A 15,644-nucleotide genomic window follows, 5' to 3' on the forward strand; every position below is an offset into this window, starting at 1 on the left:
GCCCCCGCCTATAACGCCGCGACAACAAGGAGAGCCCGAATGCGCCAGGCCACGATCCGCCGCCAGACCGCCGAGACCGAAATCGAGGTGACGATCGACCTCGACGGCTCCGGCCGCTACGACAACAACACCGGCGTCGGGTTCTTCGATCACATGCTGGACCAGCTTTCGCGGCATTCGCTGATCGACATGACGATCCGCGCCAAGGGCGACTACCACATCGACGACCACCACACGGTCGAGGATACCGGGATCGCGCTGGGTCAGGCGCTGACGCAGGCGCTCGGGGACAAGCGCGGCATCCGCCGTTACGGCGCCTGCCTGCTGCCGATGGACGACGCCCTGGTGCGCGCGGCGCTGGACCTCTCGGCCCGCCCCTACCTGATCTGGAACGTGGGCTTCGGCGTCGACAAGATCGGCAGCTTCGACACCGAACTGGTGCGGGAGTTCTTCCAGGCGCTGTCGACCCATGGCGGCATCACCCTGCATGTCGACGCCCTGCACGGGCTGAATGCGCACCACGTCGCCGAAGCGGCGTTCAAGGCCGTCGCCCGCGCCCTGCGCGAGGCGGTCGAAGCCGACCCGCGCAAGGGGGATGCGATTCCCTCGACCAAGGGCGCTCTCTGAGACCCGCGTTCGCGCCGAGCGCCTCTCCACCGGCGCCGCGTCGATCCGGGCGCGGAGGCCAACGCCACGAAGGCGCGGGGGTTGAAACAGGAAAGCACGCCATCCTGCGCGCGGCGCGGGGTGTGCGCGCCTCTTGACCCGGCGGGGTTTTCCGCTGAAACACGCGCCATGCTCACCGCGATCATCGACTACGAATCCGGCAACCTGCACTCTGCCCAGAAGGCCTTTCAGCGCATGGCGCAGGAGACCGGGGCGGGCGACATTGCCGTCACCGACGACCCCGATGTCGTCGCCCGCGCCGACCGGATCGTGCTGCCCGGCGACGGCGCCTTTCCGGCCTGTGCCGGTGCCCTGCGCCGGTCGGGCTGTTTCGAGGCGATGGTCAGGACCGTCCGGGACAGGGGCCGCCCCTTTCTCGGCATCTGCGTCGGCATGCAGCTCATGGCGCGCAAGGGCCACGAATATTCCGAAACCGAGGGCCTCGGCTGGATCGACGGCGAGGTGGAAAAGATCCTCCCCGCCGATCCCTCGTTCAAGGTGCCGCACATGGGCTGGAACGATCTTGCCATCGACCGCCCGCACCCGGTGCTCGACGGCGTCGCGACCGGCGACCACGTCTATTTCGTGCATTCCTACCAGATGCGCATGACCGACCCCGCCCAGCGGCTGGCCCATGCGGATTACGGCAGCGACGTCACCGCCATCGTCGGGCGGGACACCATGCTCGGCTTCCAGTTCCACCCCGAGAAAAGCGCCGCGACCGGGCTTCGCATGATCGCGAACTTCCTGCGCTGGCGCCCGTGACCCGGGGCCCGCGCCCGCTACGGGACGGAGGGGCCGGTGCCTGCCAGCCCCTCCCCTGAACGCGCCGCCTCAGCGAAGGCGCGTCCAGGTCTGGCCGGAGCAGAGCAACCCGCCCGCCACGCAGCCCTTGAGCACGAGACTGTCGCCCTTGAGCGTCATCTTCCCGATGTAGATCTTGTCGTTCGACGGGCGCCAGACCTTGCCGTCGTATCTGCCCCCGCCCTGCGGCACCATGTCGATCACCAGCGTCTTGCCGGTATTGGGCGAGCGCACCTCGCCCTCGGCATCGAAGCTTCTGGCAATCTTGCCGCAGAGCTTCGCCCCGCAGGGCGCCATCTGGATATGGGCATAGTAGCCGTCATCCGCCTCGGTCTTCCAGAGCCCCTCCAGCGGGTCGGCCAGGGCCGTTCCCGCCGCTCCCATCAATCCCAGAACCGTCGCGGCCAGCGTGACAAACCGTCTCATCGCTCTTTCCTCCCGTTGAGCAACCTGCGGAAAATCTGGTCCGCGGACCCGGTTGCGTTCAACACTGACGTGAGGTCCGTTGCATCGGACGTTGCGTCATGGGAAAAGCCCGCGATTCAAAGCGAGCAGTACAAGACATGATCCTCTACCCAGCCATCGACCTCAAGGACGGCAAGGCCGTCCGGCTTCTCCGCGGCGACATGGACAAGGCCACCGTCTTCAATGACGATCCCGCCGCGCAGGCGCTGGAATTCGTCGCGGCCGGGTGCGAGTGGCTGCATCTCGTGGACCTGAACGGCGCCTTCGCGGGCGAGCCGGTTAACGGCGCCGCGGTCGAGGCGATCCTGTCCCAGACCCGCACCCCGGCCCAGCTCGGCGGCGGCATCCGCGACATGGCCACCATCGAGGGCTGGCTCTCCAAGGGGCTGGCGCGCGTGATCCTCGGAACGGTCGCGGTCGAAGACCCCGCGCTGGTGCGCGAGGCCGCCGCCGCCTTCCCCGGCCGGATCGCCGTGGGCATCGACGCCCGCGACGGCCGCGTGGCGACCAAGGGCTGGGCAGAGGTCACCGATGTCGACGCCGTGGAGCTTGCGAAAAGCTACGAGGATGCCGGAGTCGCCGCGATCATCTACACCGACATCAACCGCGACGGCGCGATGATGGGCCCGAACGTGGAATACACCGCCGCCATGGCCCGCGCCGTGACCATCCCTGTGATCGCTTCCGGTGGGGTTTCCTCGCTCAAGGATCTGCGGGCGCTGCGCGACTGCGGTGCCGCGCTCAACGGCGCGATCTCGGGCCGGGCGCTCTACGACGGCGCGCTCGACCTGCGCGAGGCGCTGGAGACGCTGCGCGGCTGAGGCTTGACCCCGGCGGCAACCGGGGCCACCCTCCCGTCCATCTCCGGATGAAGGACGAAGCCGATGCCGTTCGATTTCTGCCCCCCCTGTTCCGCACGCCCCCGCATCAGACGCGAGCGTCACCCCGAGGAGTCCCGCCTCTGGCGCTACATCCGTGCGGGGGATTTCATCGACGGATATTCGGTGGCCTCCCGCGCGACGCCGGACGACGCCGTGGGCACCGGGCTCGACACGCCGGAATGGGTCAACGCGGCGATGAGCCTGCGCAACCGGCTGGTGGGGCCGCTCGGGCTCAGGACCGGGCGGACGGGCGAAGCAGGCCCGCTGTTCCCGACGACCTTCTGGACCGCTGAAGAGCGGGTCATCGGCACCGACGACAGCCATCTCGATTTCCGCATCTCGATCCTGTGCCGGGACGGACGGGTCCACATGGCGACCTGGGTCCACCCCAAGACCACCTTCGGGCGGGCCTACCTGCGGGCCGTCCTGCCGGTGCACGGGCTCATCACGCGCGACGCCCTGCGCCGCATCGCGCGCCATCACCCGCCTGCGGACAGCCTCTAGCGCAGCGCCTCGGTCCGGTAGAGCCGGATCTTCAGCCCGCCATGCTCGACCGGCGCGCTGGCCGGCAGGAACGGCAGCCGCATCGCCTTGGCCAGCCCCGGCTCCGAGGTGACGATGCCCACGCGCCAGCCCCGGAACCGGGTGCGGAAAACCTCTCCCATCGCGGTATAAAGGCCGAACAGCGGGGATTTCTGCCCGATCCGCCCGCCGTAGGGCGGGTTGACCATGACCAGCCCCGGCGCGCCGTCCGGCCGTTCGAGCTGTGCCATGGCGCGGCAGTCGAAGGTGGTGAGCTGCGTGACACCAGCGCGCTCCGCGTTGGCGCGGGCCATCGGAATCACCCCCTGGTCGCGGTCGAACCCGAAAAAGCGCAGATCGCTGGCGCGGCCGGAATGCGCGGCCTTCATCGCCTCCCAGGCGGCGGGATCGAACGAGGCCAGCGTTTCGAAGGCAAAGCCGCGGGACCGTCCCGGCGCGAGGCCCGACGCGATCTCGGCCGCCTCGATGACGAAGGTGCCCGAGCCGCACATGGGGTCGAGCACCGTTTCGGTGCCGGTATAACCGCATTGGCGAAGGAACAGCGCCGCCAGCGTTTCGCGCATCGGCGCCTTGCCCACCGCCTGCTTGTGACCGCGCTTGTGCAGCAGCACGCCCGAGGTATCGAGGCTGAAGGTCACGAGGTTCGATTCGATCCGCACCATCAGCCGCACGCCGCCCTCGCCGATCGGCGCGCCCAGTTCCTCGGAAATCGCGCGCGCCACGCGCTCCTGCGCGGCGCCCTCGTGGTAGATCTTCGACTTGATGCAATTGGCCTCGACCTTGACCGGCAGTTCCGGGCGCAGCACCGCGCCCCAGTCGAACTTGCGGCTGCTCTTGTCGAGCTGCGACAGGTGCACCGCCGGAAAGCCGCCGATCCGCACCAGCACGCGCGACGGCCCCCGCAGCACGAGGTTCGCGCGCCAGACCTCGGGCCAGTCGCCGCGCGTGGTGACGCCCCCCGGCACGGCGCGCGGCGCGGCAAAGCCCGCATCGCGTGCCTCTTCGGCCAGAACGGGCTCCAGCCCCGGCGCGCAGGCCAGGAAAATTTCCATGTCGGTCGGTGTCTCGCTGTTCATGCGCCCCGCATACAGACTTTCCTGCAGGCGGGCGAGAGGCTGCGTGGCCCCGCCCCGCAACGCCCCGGATCGGGGCGGCCCCGCCACACCCGGGAGAGGGGCGAAACACCCCCCTTTCCCCCGGCAAAATTCCGCTCTATCACGCGAATATGCTCAAGACGCGCATCATCCCCTGTCTCGACGTGGCCGACGGCCGCGTGGTGAAGGGCGTCAACTTCGTCGACCTGCGCGATGCGGGCGATCCGGTCGATGCCGCCCGGGCCTACGATGCCGCCGGAGCGGACGAGATCTGCTTTCTCGACATTCACGCGACGCATGAAAACCGGGGAACGATGTTCGACGTGGTCACACGGACCGCCGAGCATTGCTTCATCCCGCTTACCGTCGGTGGAGGTGTTCGCACCCCCGCCGATGTCCGCGCCTTGCTGCTCGCGGGCGCGGACAAGGTAAGCTTCAACTCGGCCGCGGTCGCCGATCCCGACGTGGTGGCCGAAGCCGCCGACCAGTTCGGGGCGCAATGCATCGTCTGCGCCATCGACGCCAAGACCGTCGCGCCCGGCCGCTGGGAGATCTTCACCCATGGCGGGCGCAAACCCACCGGCATCGACGCCGTGGCCTTCGCCGTGACCGTGGCGGAAAAGGGCGCGGGTGAGATCCTGCTCACCTCGATGGACCGGGACGGCACCAAATCCGGCTTCAACCTGCCGCTGACCCGCGCCATCGCCGATGCCGTGGACATTCCCGTGATCGCCTCGGGCGGGGTCGGCACGCTCGATCACCTCGTCGAGGGCGTCACCGAAGGCCATGCCTCCGCCGTGCTCGCCGCCTCGATCTTCCACTTCGGCACCTTCACCATCGGCGAGGCCAAGGCCCACATGGCCGCCGCCGGCATCCCGGTACGCCTGACATGACCCTGGAAGAGCTCGAAGAGATCGTCGCCACCCGCGCCGGGGCCTCGCCGGACGAAAGCTGGACCGCAAAGCTGCTGGCCAAGGGTCCGGAAAAGGCCGCCGAGAAATTCGGCGAAGAGGCCGTCGAAGCCATCATCGAAGCGGTCAGGGGAGACCGCGACCGCCTCACCTCCGAAGCGGCCGACGTGCTGTTTCACCTGCTGGTGATGCTGAAGGCCCGCGACGTGCCGCTCTCCGCCGTCATGGCGGAACTGGCGCGGCGTCAGGGCCGCTCCGGCCTCAGCGAAAAGGCCTCCCGCAAGGAGGGCTGAGCGCTCAGCCCGCGCCCCGCAGCAAGGCCCGGTGCGCGAAACCCAGCTTGTTGCGCACCCCCTGCCGCAGCACGAAGGGGTAGAGATCCGGCAGATCCAGCGCCCGGTTCACGTGGTTCACCGCGATCGACATGGCGACGGCGAGCGTCACCACCGCCTCGGTGTCGCGCTCGGCATAGGCGTCGTACCCGGGCGGCGGCCCCTCCGGCAGGGCCAGACCGCTCGACGCCGCGCTGTCGACCATGTCGACCAGGTGCAGCAGATGCGCGATGGTCTCGGCCCAGTCCTCGTGCGGATGGGCGGTGGCATAACTCGTGACGTGGGTTTCGTCCGCAACGCCGGGGTTGTCGTAATGCGCCTTAAGCGCCTCGCCGTAATCCGCCCTCTCATCCCCGAAGATCGCGCGGAACTGCCCGAGAAAGGTCTCGTCCTCGGCCAGCCTCAGGAACAGGAAATGCGCCATCTCGTGCCGCATGTGGCCGATCATGGTCCGGTAGAGCTCGCCGAAGGTCTCCTGGCGCTCCGCGCGGACCGCCTCGCTCGCCTCGGTGACGTTGATCGTGATGAGCCCGTCCGCATGGCCCATGATGACATCGGCCTCGCCCGCGGCGGTCTGCTCGGACAACATCCGGAACACCGGGCGCGCGCCGCGGTCCGACGCGGTGAACCAGCCCCAGCGCGCCAGCGTCGCCAGCATCCAGCGCTTGGCGAATTCCGACTTCTCCCAGAGCGGCAGGTTGTCCGGTTCGCGCAGGTCCGGCACCGTTTCGGTCATCGCGCAGGAGCGGCAGAGGTCGTCCGTGTCCGGCACCCAGTTGCAGCCGATGTCGGCGCGGTTGGCGCAGACCGAAACGGCGGGCAGCATCGCCTGACGGTCGGGGTCGAACACCACCTGCTGGCCGCAGGAGCAGCCGAGGTTGTGAAAGTAGAGCGGCGCCCCGCATGCGGGGCATCGGAAGATCTGCATGAAAAGGGTCCCTCACCCCGATTGTTCACGGACCAACATCCGCCTCCCCGTCCCGGTTCCCCTTTGCGCGGGGTTTGTCAACCGTCACGGGCTGCGGGACGGCGGGCGGGGCGCCTTCGGCGCAGCCGAACAGCGCCGTTCGCCGGCCTCAGAGCTTCGACGAGATCACGCCGGTGTTGAACCCGCCCATGCGCAATTCGCCGTGCAGGCGCTGGTATTCGATCTTCGGACAGCGGTCCATCACCACGTCGATGCCGCGCGCCCGCGCCTTTTCGGCGGCGGCCTCGTGCGTCACCCCGATCTGCATCCAGATCGTGCGCAGGTTCGGCAGGGCCTCCAGCGCCTCGTCGACGATCCCCGGCACCGCCTCCGGGCGGCGGAAGATGTCGACCATGTCCACCTCCGGCGGCACGTCCCGCAGCGCGCCGCGCACCGTCTCTCCGAACAGCATCGCCCCGGCATGACCGGGGTTGACCGGGATGACCCGGAACCCCTTCAGCCCGAGATAGCGCGCCACGTAATAGCTCGGCCGCACGGGGTTGAGCGACACGCCGACCACGGCAATCACCCTGGTCCGCGCGAGAATCTCTTTCAGAAAGGCGTCCGAATAGCTCATGCCCGCATCCTAACCCGCAGCCCTGCAAAGAAAAAGCGCCCGCGGAAAACCACGGGCGCAAGTAGCGGAACGAGGGACAGTGAAGGTCTCGCGAATGTTCCGTATCCGCGATCCTGACAGAGATTTAGGCGCAAATGTCACAGAGGAAAGGTCTCTCAAGAAACTGTGAACAAAAAACTTGACCTTTCTCACTCCGCCGCACTCACGAGGTCGCCCGCAGATTCTTTCTCGATGTACTGACGCTCCGACGGGTCCTGTCCCATCCGACGCGGGCGGCGCAGCAGAAAGAACACCCCCAGCCCGTGCCAGGTTCCGCAGGAGGGCGCGGCGGGATCGGTGGGGAAACGGTCGCGCCAGCGGTCCGGCAGGATCACCCCGCAGCCCTCCAGTTTCGACAGCATCCACACCAGCGGGATATTGGCCAGCGGGCGCGCCGCCTCGACCCCGCCGAGCTGCCCGCCCACGTCGCCGTGGGTGCCGGGAAACCAGACCTGTTCGAGCTGCCCGCCGTGGTCGAGAGGCGTCGTCCAGAGCACCGGGGCGAAGGCCTCGCGCGTTTCGTCCCGCGCCAGCGCATGAAAGCCCCGGTTCACGTGGCGCCCGAGGTCGTGGTTGTGAAAGGCATGGTGCGCCTCGGTCAGTTGCCACAGGACCGGAAGCCGCAGGCCCAGCGCCTTGACCGTATCCCAGACGCCGACCATCTCGATCCGGGTGTCGGGGTGGCAGAAGGCCTGCGCAAAGGCCTGTGCCGTCGCGCCCGTCGGGTCGCGTTCGTAGAGCCGGTAGATCTGGCGCACGTTGCGCTCCGTCGCCTCCTCGGCCCGCAGCAGGCCGATGAGGTCGATGATCCCGGCAAGCGAGCGCACCGCGAAGGCGCCGCGGGAATAGCCCATCAGGTAGATCCGGTCCCCCGGTCGGTAGCGCGAGGACAGGTAGCCGTAGGCGCGCCGGATCTGCCGGTTGATGCCGCGCCCGCTGATGATGTCGCGCGCCGAGCGCCAGCCGTGCCACTGGATCCCCGCCTCGTAGTAGATCGAGGCAAGACCCGCCTCGCGCAGCAGCTTGAAGGTCAGCCCGGCATTGGTTTCCCGCCCCGGCACCAGCGAGGACAGCGTCCCGTCCAGGATGATGACATGGTCGAGCGGACCACGGCCCCGGACCGGCTGCGCGCTGCCGCGCGCGAACCAGCCCCGGACCCAGCCGAGGAAACGATCACTCAGCCGCCGTGCGCCCATGTCCCAACAAGCCCCAGACCCGTTGCGGCGTGAACGGCATGTCCACCTGCTTCACGCCCTTTTCCCAGAGCGCGTCCTGCACCGCATTCGACACCGCCGCGAGGGCGCCGACGGTCCCGGCCTCCCCGCAGCCCTTCATGCCCATGGGATTGCCGGTCGACGGCACCGGCTCGGTGTCGAAGGCGATCCACGGAATGTCATAGGCGCGCGGCAGGGCGTAGTCCATGAAGGTCGCGGTCAGAAGCTGGCCGTCCTCGTCAAAGACCACGCGTTCCGTCACCGCCTGGCCGATGCCCTGCGCGACGCCGCCATGCACCTGGCCTTCGGCCAGCATCGGATTGATGAGATTGCCGAAATCGTCCACCACCGTGTATTTCACCACCTCGGTGACGCCGGTTTCGGGGTCGATCTCGACCTCGGCCACATGGGCCCCGTTGGGGTAGGAACGCGCGCCGATCTCGTCCCGGCAAGCCCAGGTCAGAAGATCCTCGCGGCCCTTCTGACGCGCCAGCGCCGCCGCCTCCAGCATGGTCGGGGTCATGTTCGACCCCTCGGCACGGAAGCGTTCGTCGTCGAAGGTGACCTCGTCCCGGTCGACCCCCATCTCGCCGGCGAGAAAGTCCGAGAACCCCTCGACCATGTTGGCCACCGCCTTGAGCGTCACCGTCGCCTGCACCGTGACCGACCGCGATCCGCCCGTGCCGCCGCCCTCGGCGATACGGTCGCTGTCGCCCTGCACCACCTCGATCGCGTCGAAGGGAATGCCGGACTGGTCGCTCAGGAACTTGGCGAACACGGTTTCATGCCCCTGGCCGTTGGATTGCGTCCCCACGTAGATGATTGCGCCCCCCTCTTCGGTGAATTCGACCTTCACGTCCTCGTAAGGGTTACCCAGAATGCTTTCGATATAGTAACACAAACCCCGTCCCCGAAGTTTCCCGGCCTTTTCGCTGGCCGCCCGACGCGCCGCGAACCCGGCCCAGTCGCTGTCCGCCACCGCGTGATCGAGCACCCGGGGGAAATCGCCGACGTCGTAATTCTCACCGGAAACAGTCTTGTAGGGGAACTTCTTGATGAAGTTCTTCTTGCGGAGCTCCAGCGGATCGACCCCCAGATCCCGCGCCGCGCGATCCATGACGCGCTCGAGCACGTAGATCGCCTCGGGGCGGCCCGCGCCGCGATAGGCGTCGACCTGGGTGGTGTTGGTGTAGATTCCCTCGACCCGCATCCAGGCCAGCGGAATGTCATAGGTGCCGGTCAGCACCCGCGCGAAGAGATGCGACTGGATCGGCTGCCCGAATTGCGAATTGTAGACGCCGAGGTTGGACAGCGTGTGCACGCGGTAGGCAAGAATGCGGTGATCCGCGTCGAAGGCCAGCTCCGCCATGGTCACGAGATCGCGCCCGGCGTGATCCGACAGCATCGCCTCGGTCCGGTCCGACATCCAGCGTACCGGGCGGCCCAGCACCTTCGCCGCATGAGCCAGGCAGTAATATTCCGGATAGGGCGCGGCCTTCATGCCGAAACCGCCGCCGACATCGGGGTTGGTGACGCGGATCGCCTCTTCCGGCAGGCCCATGACGCGGGACAGATCGGATTTCATCCCCCAGACCCCCTGCCCGTTGAAGGCCAAGTGCAGCCGCCCGTCCGTCCACTCGGCATAACAGCCGCGCGGTTCCATCGCGTTCACGATGATCCGGTTGTCGCCCACCTCCAGACGCACCACGTGCGCCGCGGCATCGAAGGCCGCCGCCGTCTCGGCCTCCTTGCCCATGCCGTAGTCATAGGCGCGGTTGTCGGGCGCCTCGGGGTGGATCGTCTCGCCCCCGACGCAAAGCTCCATGTGGGCGGGAAGTTCGTCGTAGTCGAGCTCGATCAGCTCGGCCGCATCCTGCGCCTGCTGAAAGGTCTCGGCAAAGACCACCGCGACCGGCTCGCCGACGTGGCGCAGGCGCCCTCGCGCCAGGATCGGACGCTGCGGCTCGGCGCCCTTGGTGCCGTCGCGGTTCGGCACCACCGCGCCCTTCATCGAAATGTCGTATCCCGCGCCGATCAGATCCTCGACCGTCACCACCAGCGCCACCCCCGGCGCCTCCCGCGCGGCCGAGACGTCCAGCCCGGTGATCTCCGCATGAGCCACTGGCGAGCGCAGAACATAGGCACGCAGCGCCCCGGACGGCGCGATATCGTCCACGTAGCGGCCGTGGCCTGTCAGAAGGCGCAGGTCCTCGCTGCGCGTCATCGCCTGGCTTTTGCCGAACTTTTCCATTGCGGTCCCTCATGCGTCGCATTTCCTGACCGGGACTGTAGAGGCCGCGCCGCCAGTGTCCAGACGGCGCGGGACCGTTCTCAGCCGGTTGCGGACATCCGCACCACCTGGCGCACGCCGTATCCGTTGAAAGCGGTCACCAGCGACCGGGAATAGGCCCCCATGCCCTCGAAGATCACGTAGTCGCCCTCCGCGATCGTCTCCGGCAGCGGCACGGGATCGGGCAGCCGGTCGAGCGAGTCGCAGGTCGGCCCGAAGACCACCCGCGCCCGCAGAGGACCCGGCCGGGCCATGCCGTCGGCCGCAATCACCCGGACCCGGTCCATCGGCGCGATGTCACGCCATTCCGCCATGCCGCCGTATATTCCGTCGTTGAGAAACACCGCCTCCGGCCCCACCGCCTTGACGCGCAGCGCCAGGATCATCGCCTCGGCGCACAGCCCCCGCCCCGGCTCGCAGACCAGCGCCGGGGCCGCCGTGCCGAAGGCGTCGCGCACCGCGCGGGCTATGACGGCGAATATCGCGCCGGGGTCCGGAGCATCCGCCCCCCGGTGCGACGGAAACCCGCCCCCCACGTTGAGCCGGTGCAACCGCACGCCGGCCGCGCCCGCCACCTCGGCGGCAACGGCGATGTAGCGCGCCCAGGGCTCGGGCGCGGTGCACTGGGTACCGGGGTGAAAGGTCAGCGACGGCGTGAAGTCCAGCGCGACCACCCGCCGCAGCAGGTGCGCCGCGACCTCGGGCACGGCCCCGAACTTGGCGCCGAAATCATAGGCGGCACCCGCCACCGGCAGTTTCAGCCGCACCGCGATCTCGGTGCCGCGCGGCAGGACCGAAAGTTTCTCGAGCTCCGACATCCGGTCCACCGACCACGACACGCAGCCCTGCCGCATGCCCTCGGCGATCTCCGCGACCGACCGCACCGGGTTGTGATAATGCAGGACCGCCTCCGGGCAATGCGCCCGCACCAGCCGCATCTCCTCGGGCGAGGCGACGTCAAAGGCCCGGATCCCCGCCGCGACCAGCCCGTCCACCACCTCGGGCGCGGGGTTGGCCTTGACCGCATAGCTCACCAGGCCGGGAAACCCGCGCAGAAATCGCCCCGCCACCTCGGCCAGCCGCACCGGACAGAAAAAGAACACCGGATCGTCGGGCTGCTCGCGGGCCAGCCAGATCTCGGGCGCGGGAAGAAGGGAAAGCTCGATCCCCATGGGATACCTCCGGTTCGCTTTTCCCTCAGTGTGCCCGAGTTTCCGCTCGGAATAACGCGTCAGATCTGGCAATCTGCGCGCCAATATGACTCGGAATGACGACATGACCGTGCAGATCGACGAAACCGACCGCGCCCTGATCGCCCTGCTCTCCGCCGATGCCCGCGCGCCCGTCGCCGATCTCGCCCGACGGCTCGGCCTCGCCCGGACCACGGTCCAGGCCCGCATCGACCGCCTGCTGGACCGCGGCGTCATCGCCGGCTTCACCCTGCGCCGCGGCAATGCCCTGCGCGCCCCGGTCCGCGCCACCGCCATGGTCACCATCGAACCCCGCGCCCAGGCCGACGTGCTGAGCCGCCTGAAAGCCCTGCCCGCCGTGGAGACGGTGCACACCACCTCGGGTCGCGTCGACCTGCTCGTCATCCTCAGCGCCGCCTCCACCGAGGAACTCGATGCCACCCTCGACCGCATCGCCGAGGCGCGCGGCGTGCGCAGCTCCGAAAGCCTGATCCACCTCAGCACCAAGCTCGACCGGCGCAGCTAGATCCCGGCTTCTTCTGGCGGAAAATATCCCGGGGGAGTCGCCGCGCAGGCGGCGACGGGGGCCGCGCCCCCGCAGCGACCTCAGCCGCCGAAGAACGCCAGCAATTCGTCCAGCACCTCCTCCGGACGCTCCTCCTGCAAGGTGTGCCCGCAATCGAGCGCGCGCCCGGAAACCTCGACCGCCTTGTCCCGCCAGGTCTCCAGCACGTCATAGGTCCTGCCGACCGTCCCCAGCGCCCCCCAGAGCGCCAGCACAGGCGCCTGCACCCGTGTCCCGGCATCCGCCGCATCGTGGTCGAGGTCGATCCCCGCCGCCGCGCGGTAGTCCTCGCAGATGGCATGGCGCGTTGCCGGATCGCTGTAGCAGCGCAGGTATTCGGCAAAGGCTTCGGACTCTGTCGCGCCGGGAGTCTTCGACTGTCCGTCGATATGGGTGCGCAGGAAATATTCCGGGTCCGACGCGATCAGCCGCTCGGGGAACGGGTGGGGCTGGATCAGGAAGAACCACCAGAAATAGCGCGTGGCAAAATCCTTGTCCGTGCGGGCATACATCGTCGCGGTCGGCGCGATGTCGAACACCGCAAGCCGGCGGACCGCGTCGGGATGATCCAGCGCCATGCGATGCGCGACACGCCCGCCCCGGTCATGGCCCGCCACGTCGAACCGGCGAAACCCCAGCGCCGCCATAAGCGCGACCGGATCGCGCGCCATCTCGCGCTTGGAATAGTTCACGTGATCCGCGCCGCCCTCCGGCTTGGCGCTGTCGCCGTAGCCGCGCAGATCCATCGCCACAACGGTGAACCGCCGCGCCAGCGCCGGGGCGATCTTGCGCCAGGTGACGTGGGTTTGCGGATGGCCGTGCAGCAGCAGCAGCGGCGGCCCCTCGCCCGCGACGGCAAAGCGGATGCGCGGCCCGCCGGACGGCGTGAAGTCCCGCAGCGTGAACCCGTCGAGGAACGGTGACGGACCGATGGTGTCGAACAGGCCCACGGCGCTCACCAGAGCCACGGGTTGTCGGCATGGTGGCGGTCCTGGAAGGCCCGGATCTCGTTTCGGTGCTCCAGCGTGAGGTCGATGGCATCGAGCCCCCGGAACAGCGGCTCCTTCTGGGCGGCCGGGATGTCGAACCCGATCACCGCGCCATCGGCCGCGATGGTCTGCGCCCCGAGATCCACCGCCACCTCCAGCCCCGGCCGCGCCAGCACCGCCTCCGAAAGCGCCGCCACCTGCGTTTCGGGAAGCACCAGCGCGAGCAGGCCGTTGCGGGCGCAGTTGTCAAAGAAGATCCCGGCGAAACTGGTGCCGATCAGCACCCGTATGCCGTATTGCATCAATCCCCAGACCGCATGTTCCCGGCTCGACCCGCAGCCGAAATTCGACCCCGTAATCAACACCTTGGCCTGCCGGGTTTCGGCACGGTTCAGCACGAACTCCGGCCGCTCGCGGCCTTCGTCGTCAAAGCGCAGACCGTGAAACAGCCCCTGCCCCAGGCCCGCGCGGTCGATCCGCTTCAGGAACTGCTTGGGCATGATGACGTCGGTATCCACATTGGCGGCGGGAAGGGCGGCGGCGGGGCCGCTCACCCGGACGAATGGCTCCATCTCAGACCTCCTCCCCGGCGAACTGCCGGCTGTCGGCAATATGACCCGCGACGGCGGCCGCGGCCACCATCGCCGGGCTCATCAGGTGCGTGCGCGCGCCGCCGCCCTGCCGACCCTCGAAATTGCGGTTGGTGCTCGAGGCGCAGCGCTCCCCCGGTCCGAGCACGTCGTCGTTCATCGCAAGGCACATGGAGCAGCCCGACTGCCGCCATTCGAACCCGGCGTCGAGGAACACCCGGTCGAGCCCCTCGACCTCGGCCGCGCGGCGCACCGCGCTCGACCCCGGCACGACCATGGCGCGCACGCCGGGTGCGACGCGCCTGCCCCGCAGGACCAGCGCCGCATCGCGCAGATCCTCGATCCGGGCGTTGGTGCAGGACCCGATGAAGGCATGGTCGATGGCGATCGTCCCGACCGGCTGCCCCGGCTCAAGCCCCATGTAGTCGAGCGCGCGCCGCATGTCGCGCCGCCGCCCCTCGTCCGGCTCGCCCGCAGGGTCCGGAACCGCGCCGCCCACCGGGCAGGCCTGGTCGGGGCTGGTGCCCCAGGTCACCATCGGCGCGATGCCTCCCGCGTCGAGCGTCACCTCGCGGTCGAAACGCGCGCCCGGATCCGAGACGAGGCCGCGCCAGCGCGCCTCCGCCGCCTCCCGCATCGCCCCCCTCGGCGCGTGCGGCGTCTGCCGCAGGTAGTCGAGAACCTTGTCGTCCGGCGCCACGATCGCACCCCGCGCGCCGCATTCGACGGCCATGTTGCAGATCGTCATGCGCGCCTCGACGCTGAGCGCGCGGATCGCCTCTCCGGCGAACTCGATGGCATATCCGGTCGCGCCCGATGCCCCGATCCGCCCGATCAGCGCCATGATGATGTCCTTGGAGCGCACCCCCGGCCCGGTCCGCCCCGTCACCGTCACGCGCATCGTCTTCAGCCGGGCATAGACCAGCGTCTGCGTCGCGAGATAGTGCTCGATATCCGAGGTGCCGATGCCGAAACCCAGTGCCCCGAACGCGCCGTAGGTGGTGGTATGACTGTCGCCCGCCGCGATCACCATGCCCGGCAGGACACGCCCGCTTTCGGTCATCACCACATGCTCGATACCCTGCTCGGGGTGCAGCACGTCGAACAGCTCGATCCCGAACATGCGGCAGTTCTCGTCGAAATAGCGCGCCTGTTCCGCGGCCCCCTCGTCCGGCATGGCGCGGCCCCGGTCCGCGCGTGTGGGATTGACGTGATCGACGGTGCCGAGCGCCGCCTCCGGGCGCCAGACACCCCGCCCCGCCGCGCGCAGTCCGCTGAAGGCCTGGGGCGAAGTGTATTCGTTGAGCACCGTCCGGTCGATGTAGAGCAGCACCCGCGTGCCCTCGGGGTCGAGGCGGCGGACGACGTGGCTGTCCACCAACTTGTCGTAAAGGGTTTTGGGCGTGGTCATCGCGGCCTCCTTGTCCTGCCGCATCCCGGATACGCCGTTTCGGCCGCAAATCCTCATGCCGTTTCGGCATGAAATCATGCCCGTTCCGCGTAAAGTCGTCTGTTTTTGATAGCTCT

At 68.7% G+C, this 15,644-nt stretch carries 17 protein-coding genes; 7 read left to right on the plus strand and 10 right to left on the minus strand.

Annotated features, from left to right (window positions below; translation table 11 throughout):
• Positions 1–39: 39 nt before the first annotated feature.
• Both hisB and hisH read left to right on the plus strand, forming a co-directional pair.
• Positions 40–627, plus strand: coding sequence for an imidazoleglycerol-phosphate dehydratase HisB (gene hisB / locus ACN0RJ_RS15170; protein WP_417719660.1), 588 nt, complete (start codon positions 40–42; stop codon positions 625–627).
• Positions 628–795: 168 nt separating this feature from the next.
• The gene (hisH, locus tag ACN0RJ_RS15175) at positions 796–1,431 is read left to right on the plus strand and encodes an imidazole glycerol phosphate synthase subunit HisH (protein WP_417724790.1); all 636 of its coding nucleotides are present in this window, start codon (positions 796–798) and stop codon (positions 1,429–1,431) included.
• A gap of 69 nt (positions 1,432–1,500) precedes the next feature.
• Here the strand turns inward: hisH and ACN0RJ_RS15180 are convergent, their stop codons facing one another.
• The gene (locus tag ACN0RJ_RS15180) at positions 1,501–1,896 is read right to left on the minus strand and encodes a DUF2147 domain-containing protein (protein ID WP_417719662.1); all 396 of its coding nucleotides are present in this window, start codon (positions 1,894–1,896) and stop codon (positions 1,501–1,503) included.
• Positions 1,897–2,033: 137 nt separating this feature from the next.
• Here ACN0RJ_RS15180 and hisA point away from each other — a divergent pair, with 137 nt between their 5' ends.
• Both hisA and ACN0RJ_RS15190 read left to right on the plus strand, forming a co-directional pair.
• Complete coding sequence (gene hisA, locus ACN0RJ_RS15185; protein ID WP_417724791.1) at positions 2,034–2,756, plus strand: 1-(5-phosphoribosyl)-5-[(5-phosphoribosylamino)methylideneamino]imidazole-4-carboxamide isomerase; 723 nt, start codon at positions 2,034–2,036, stop codon at positions 2,754–2,756.
• Positions 2,757–2,819: 63 nt separating this feature from the next.
• Complete coding sequence (locus ACN0RJ_RS15190; protein ID WP_417719664.1) at positions 2,820–3,320, plus strand: DUF2867 domain-containing protein; 501 nt, start codon at positions 2,820–2,822, stop codon at positions 3,318–3,320.
• Here the strand turns inward: ACN0RJ_RS15190 and ACN0RJ_RS15195 are convergent.
• Positions 3,317–4,435 carry a THUMP domain-containing class I SAM-dependent RNA methyltransferase gene (locus ACN0RJ_RS15195; protein WP_417724792.1) on the minus strand — a complete coding sequence of 373 codons (1,119 nt, stop codon included), beginning with the start codon at positions 4,433–4,435 and terminating at the stop codon, positions 3,317–3,319. The two genes, ACN0RJ_RS15190 and ACN0RJ_RS15195, sit on opposite strands and share 4 nt — an antisense overlap.
• A gap of 149 nt (positions 4,436–4,584) precedes the next feature.
• Here ACN0RJ_RS15195 and hisF point away from each other — a divergent pair, with 149 nt between their 5' ends.
• Both hisF and ACN0RJ_RS15205 read left to right on the plus strand, forming a co-directional pair.
• The gene (gene hisF / locus ACN0RJ_RS15200) at positions 4,585–5,346 is read left to right on the plus strand and encodes an imidazole glycerol phosphate synthase subunit HisF (RefSeq protein ID WP_417719666.1); all 762 of its coding nucleotides are present in this window, start codon (positions 4,585–4,587) and stop codon (positions 5,344–5,346) included.
• The gene (locus tag ACN0RJ_RS15205) at positions 5,343–5,657 is read left to right on the plus strand and encodes a phosphoribosyl-ATP diphosphatase (protein ID WP_417719667.1); all 315 of its coding nucleotides are present in this window, start codon (positions 5,343–5,345) and stop codon (positions 5,655–5,657) included. Before hisF ends, ACN0RJ_RS15205 begins: the two co-directional genes overlap by 4 nt.
• A 4-nt stretch (positions 5,658–5,661) precedes the next feature.
• Here the strand turns inward: ACN0RJ_RS15205 and ACN0RJ_RS15210 are convergent, their stop codons facing one another.
• The 5 genes from ACN0RJ_RS15210 to ACN0RJ_RS15230 form a co-directional block, all read right to left on the minus strand.
• A complete protein-coding gene (locus ACN0RJ_RS15210; RefSeq protein WP_417724793.1) occupies positions 5,662–6,624 on the minus strand; it encodes a zinc-binding metallopeptidase family protein in 963 nt (320 codons plus the stop codon).
• Between the two features lie 148 nt (positions 6,625–6,772).
• Positions 6,773–7,240: a CoA-binding protein gene (locus tag ACN0RJ_RS15215; RefSeq protein ID WP_417724794.1), complete on the minus strand. Its 468-nt coding sequence runs from the start codon at positions 7,238–7,240 to the stop codon at positions 6,773–6,775.
• Positions 7,241–7,428: 188 nt separating this feature from the next.
• On the minus strand, positions 7,429–8,475 hold the full coding sequence (locus ACN0RJ_RS15220) for a DUF2235 domain-containing protein (RefSeq protein ID WP_417724795.1): 1,047 nt from the start codon (positions 8,473–8,475) through the stop codon (positions 7,429–7,431).
• Entirely contained in the window at positions 8,453–10,744 is a 2,292-nt protein-coding gene (locus ACN0RJ_RS15225) for a xanthine dehydrogenase family protein molybdopterin-binding subunit (RefSeq protein ID WP_417724796.1), read from the minus strand. The genes ACN0RJ_RS15220 and ACN0RJ_RS15225 overlap by 23 nt, the downstream gene beginning before the upstream one ends.
• A gap of 80 nt (positions 10,745–10,824) precedes the next feature.
• Positions 10,825–11,955 carry a type III PLP-dependent enzyme gene (locus ACN0RJ_RS15230; protein WP_417724797.1) on the minus strand — a complete coding sequence of 377 codons (1,131 nt, stop codon included), beginning with the start codon at positions 11,953–11,955 and terminating at the stop codon, positions 10,825–10,827.
• A gap of 109 nt (positions 11,956–12,064) precedes the next feature.
• Between ACN0RJ_RS15230 and ACN0RJ_RS15235 the strand changes: the two genes are divergently transcribed.
• Positions 12,065–12,499, plus strand: a complete 435-nt coding sequence (locus tag ACN0RJ_RS15235; protein ID WP_417724901.1) for an Lrp/AsnC family transcriptional regulator — start codon at positions 12,065–12,067, stop codon at positions 12,497–12,499.
• Between the two features lie 80 nt (positions 12,500–12,579).
• Here ACN0RJ_RS15235 and ACN0RJ_RS15240 read toward each other — a convergent pair whose 3' ends face one another.
• Genes ACN0RJ_RS15240 through leuC form a run of 3 tightly spaced genes read right to left on the minus strand, consistent with a single transcriptional unit; the run spans position 12,580 to position 15,528 of the window.
• Positions 12,580–13,506, minus strand: a complete 927-nt coding sequence (locus ACN0RJ_RS15240) for an alpha/beta fold hydrolase (RefSeq protein ID WP_417724798.1) — start codon at positions 13,504–13,506, stop codon at positions 12,580–12,582.
• Positions 13,494–14,099, minus strand: a complete 606-nt coding sequence (leuD, locus tag ACN0RJ_RS15245) for a 3-isopropylmalate dehydratase small subunit (protein WP_417724799.1) — start codon at positions 14,097–14,099, stop codon at positions 13,494–13,496. Before leuD ends, ACN0RJ_RS15240 begins: the two co-directional genes overlap by 13 nt.
• 1 nt (position 14,100) lies before the next feature.
• A complete protein-coding gene (leuC, locus tag ACN0RJ_RS15250; protein ID WP_417724800.1) occupies positions 14,101–15,528 on the minus strand; it encodes a 3-isopropylmalate dehydratase large subunit in 1,428 nt (475 codons plus the stop codon).
• Between the last annotated feature and the right edge of the window lie 116 nt (positions 15,529–15,644).

The organism is Salipiger sp. (genome assembly GCF_048261495.1).
GTDB lineage: Bacteria > Pseudomonadota > Alphaproteobacteria > Rhodobacterales > Rhodobacteraceae > Salipiger.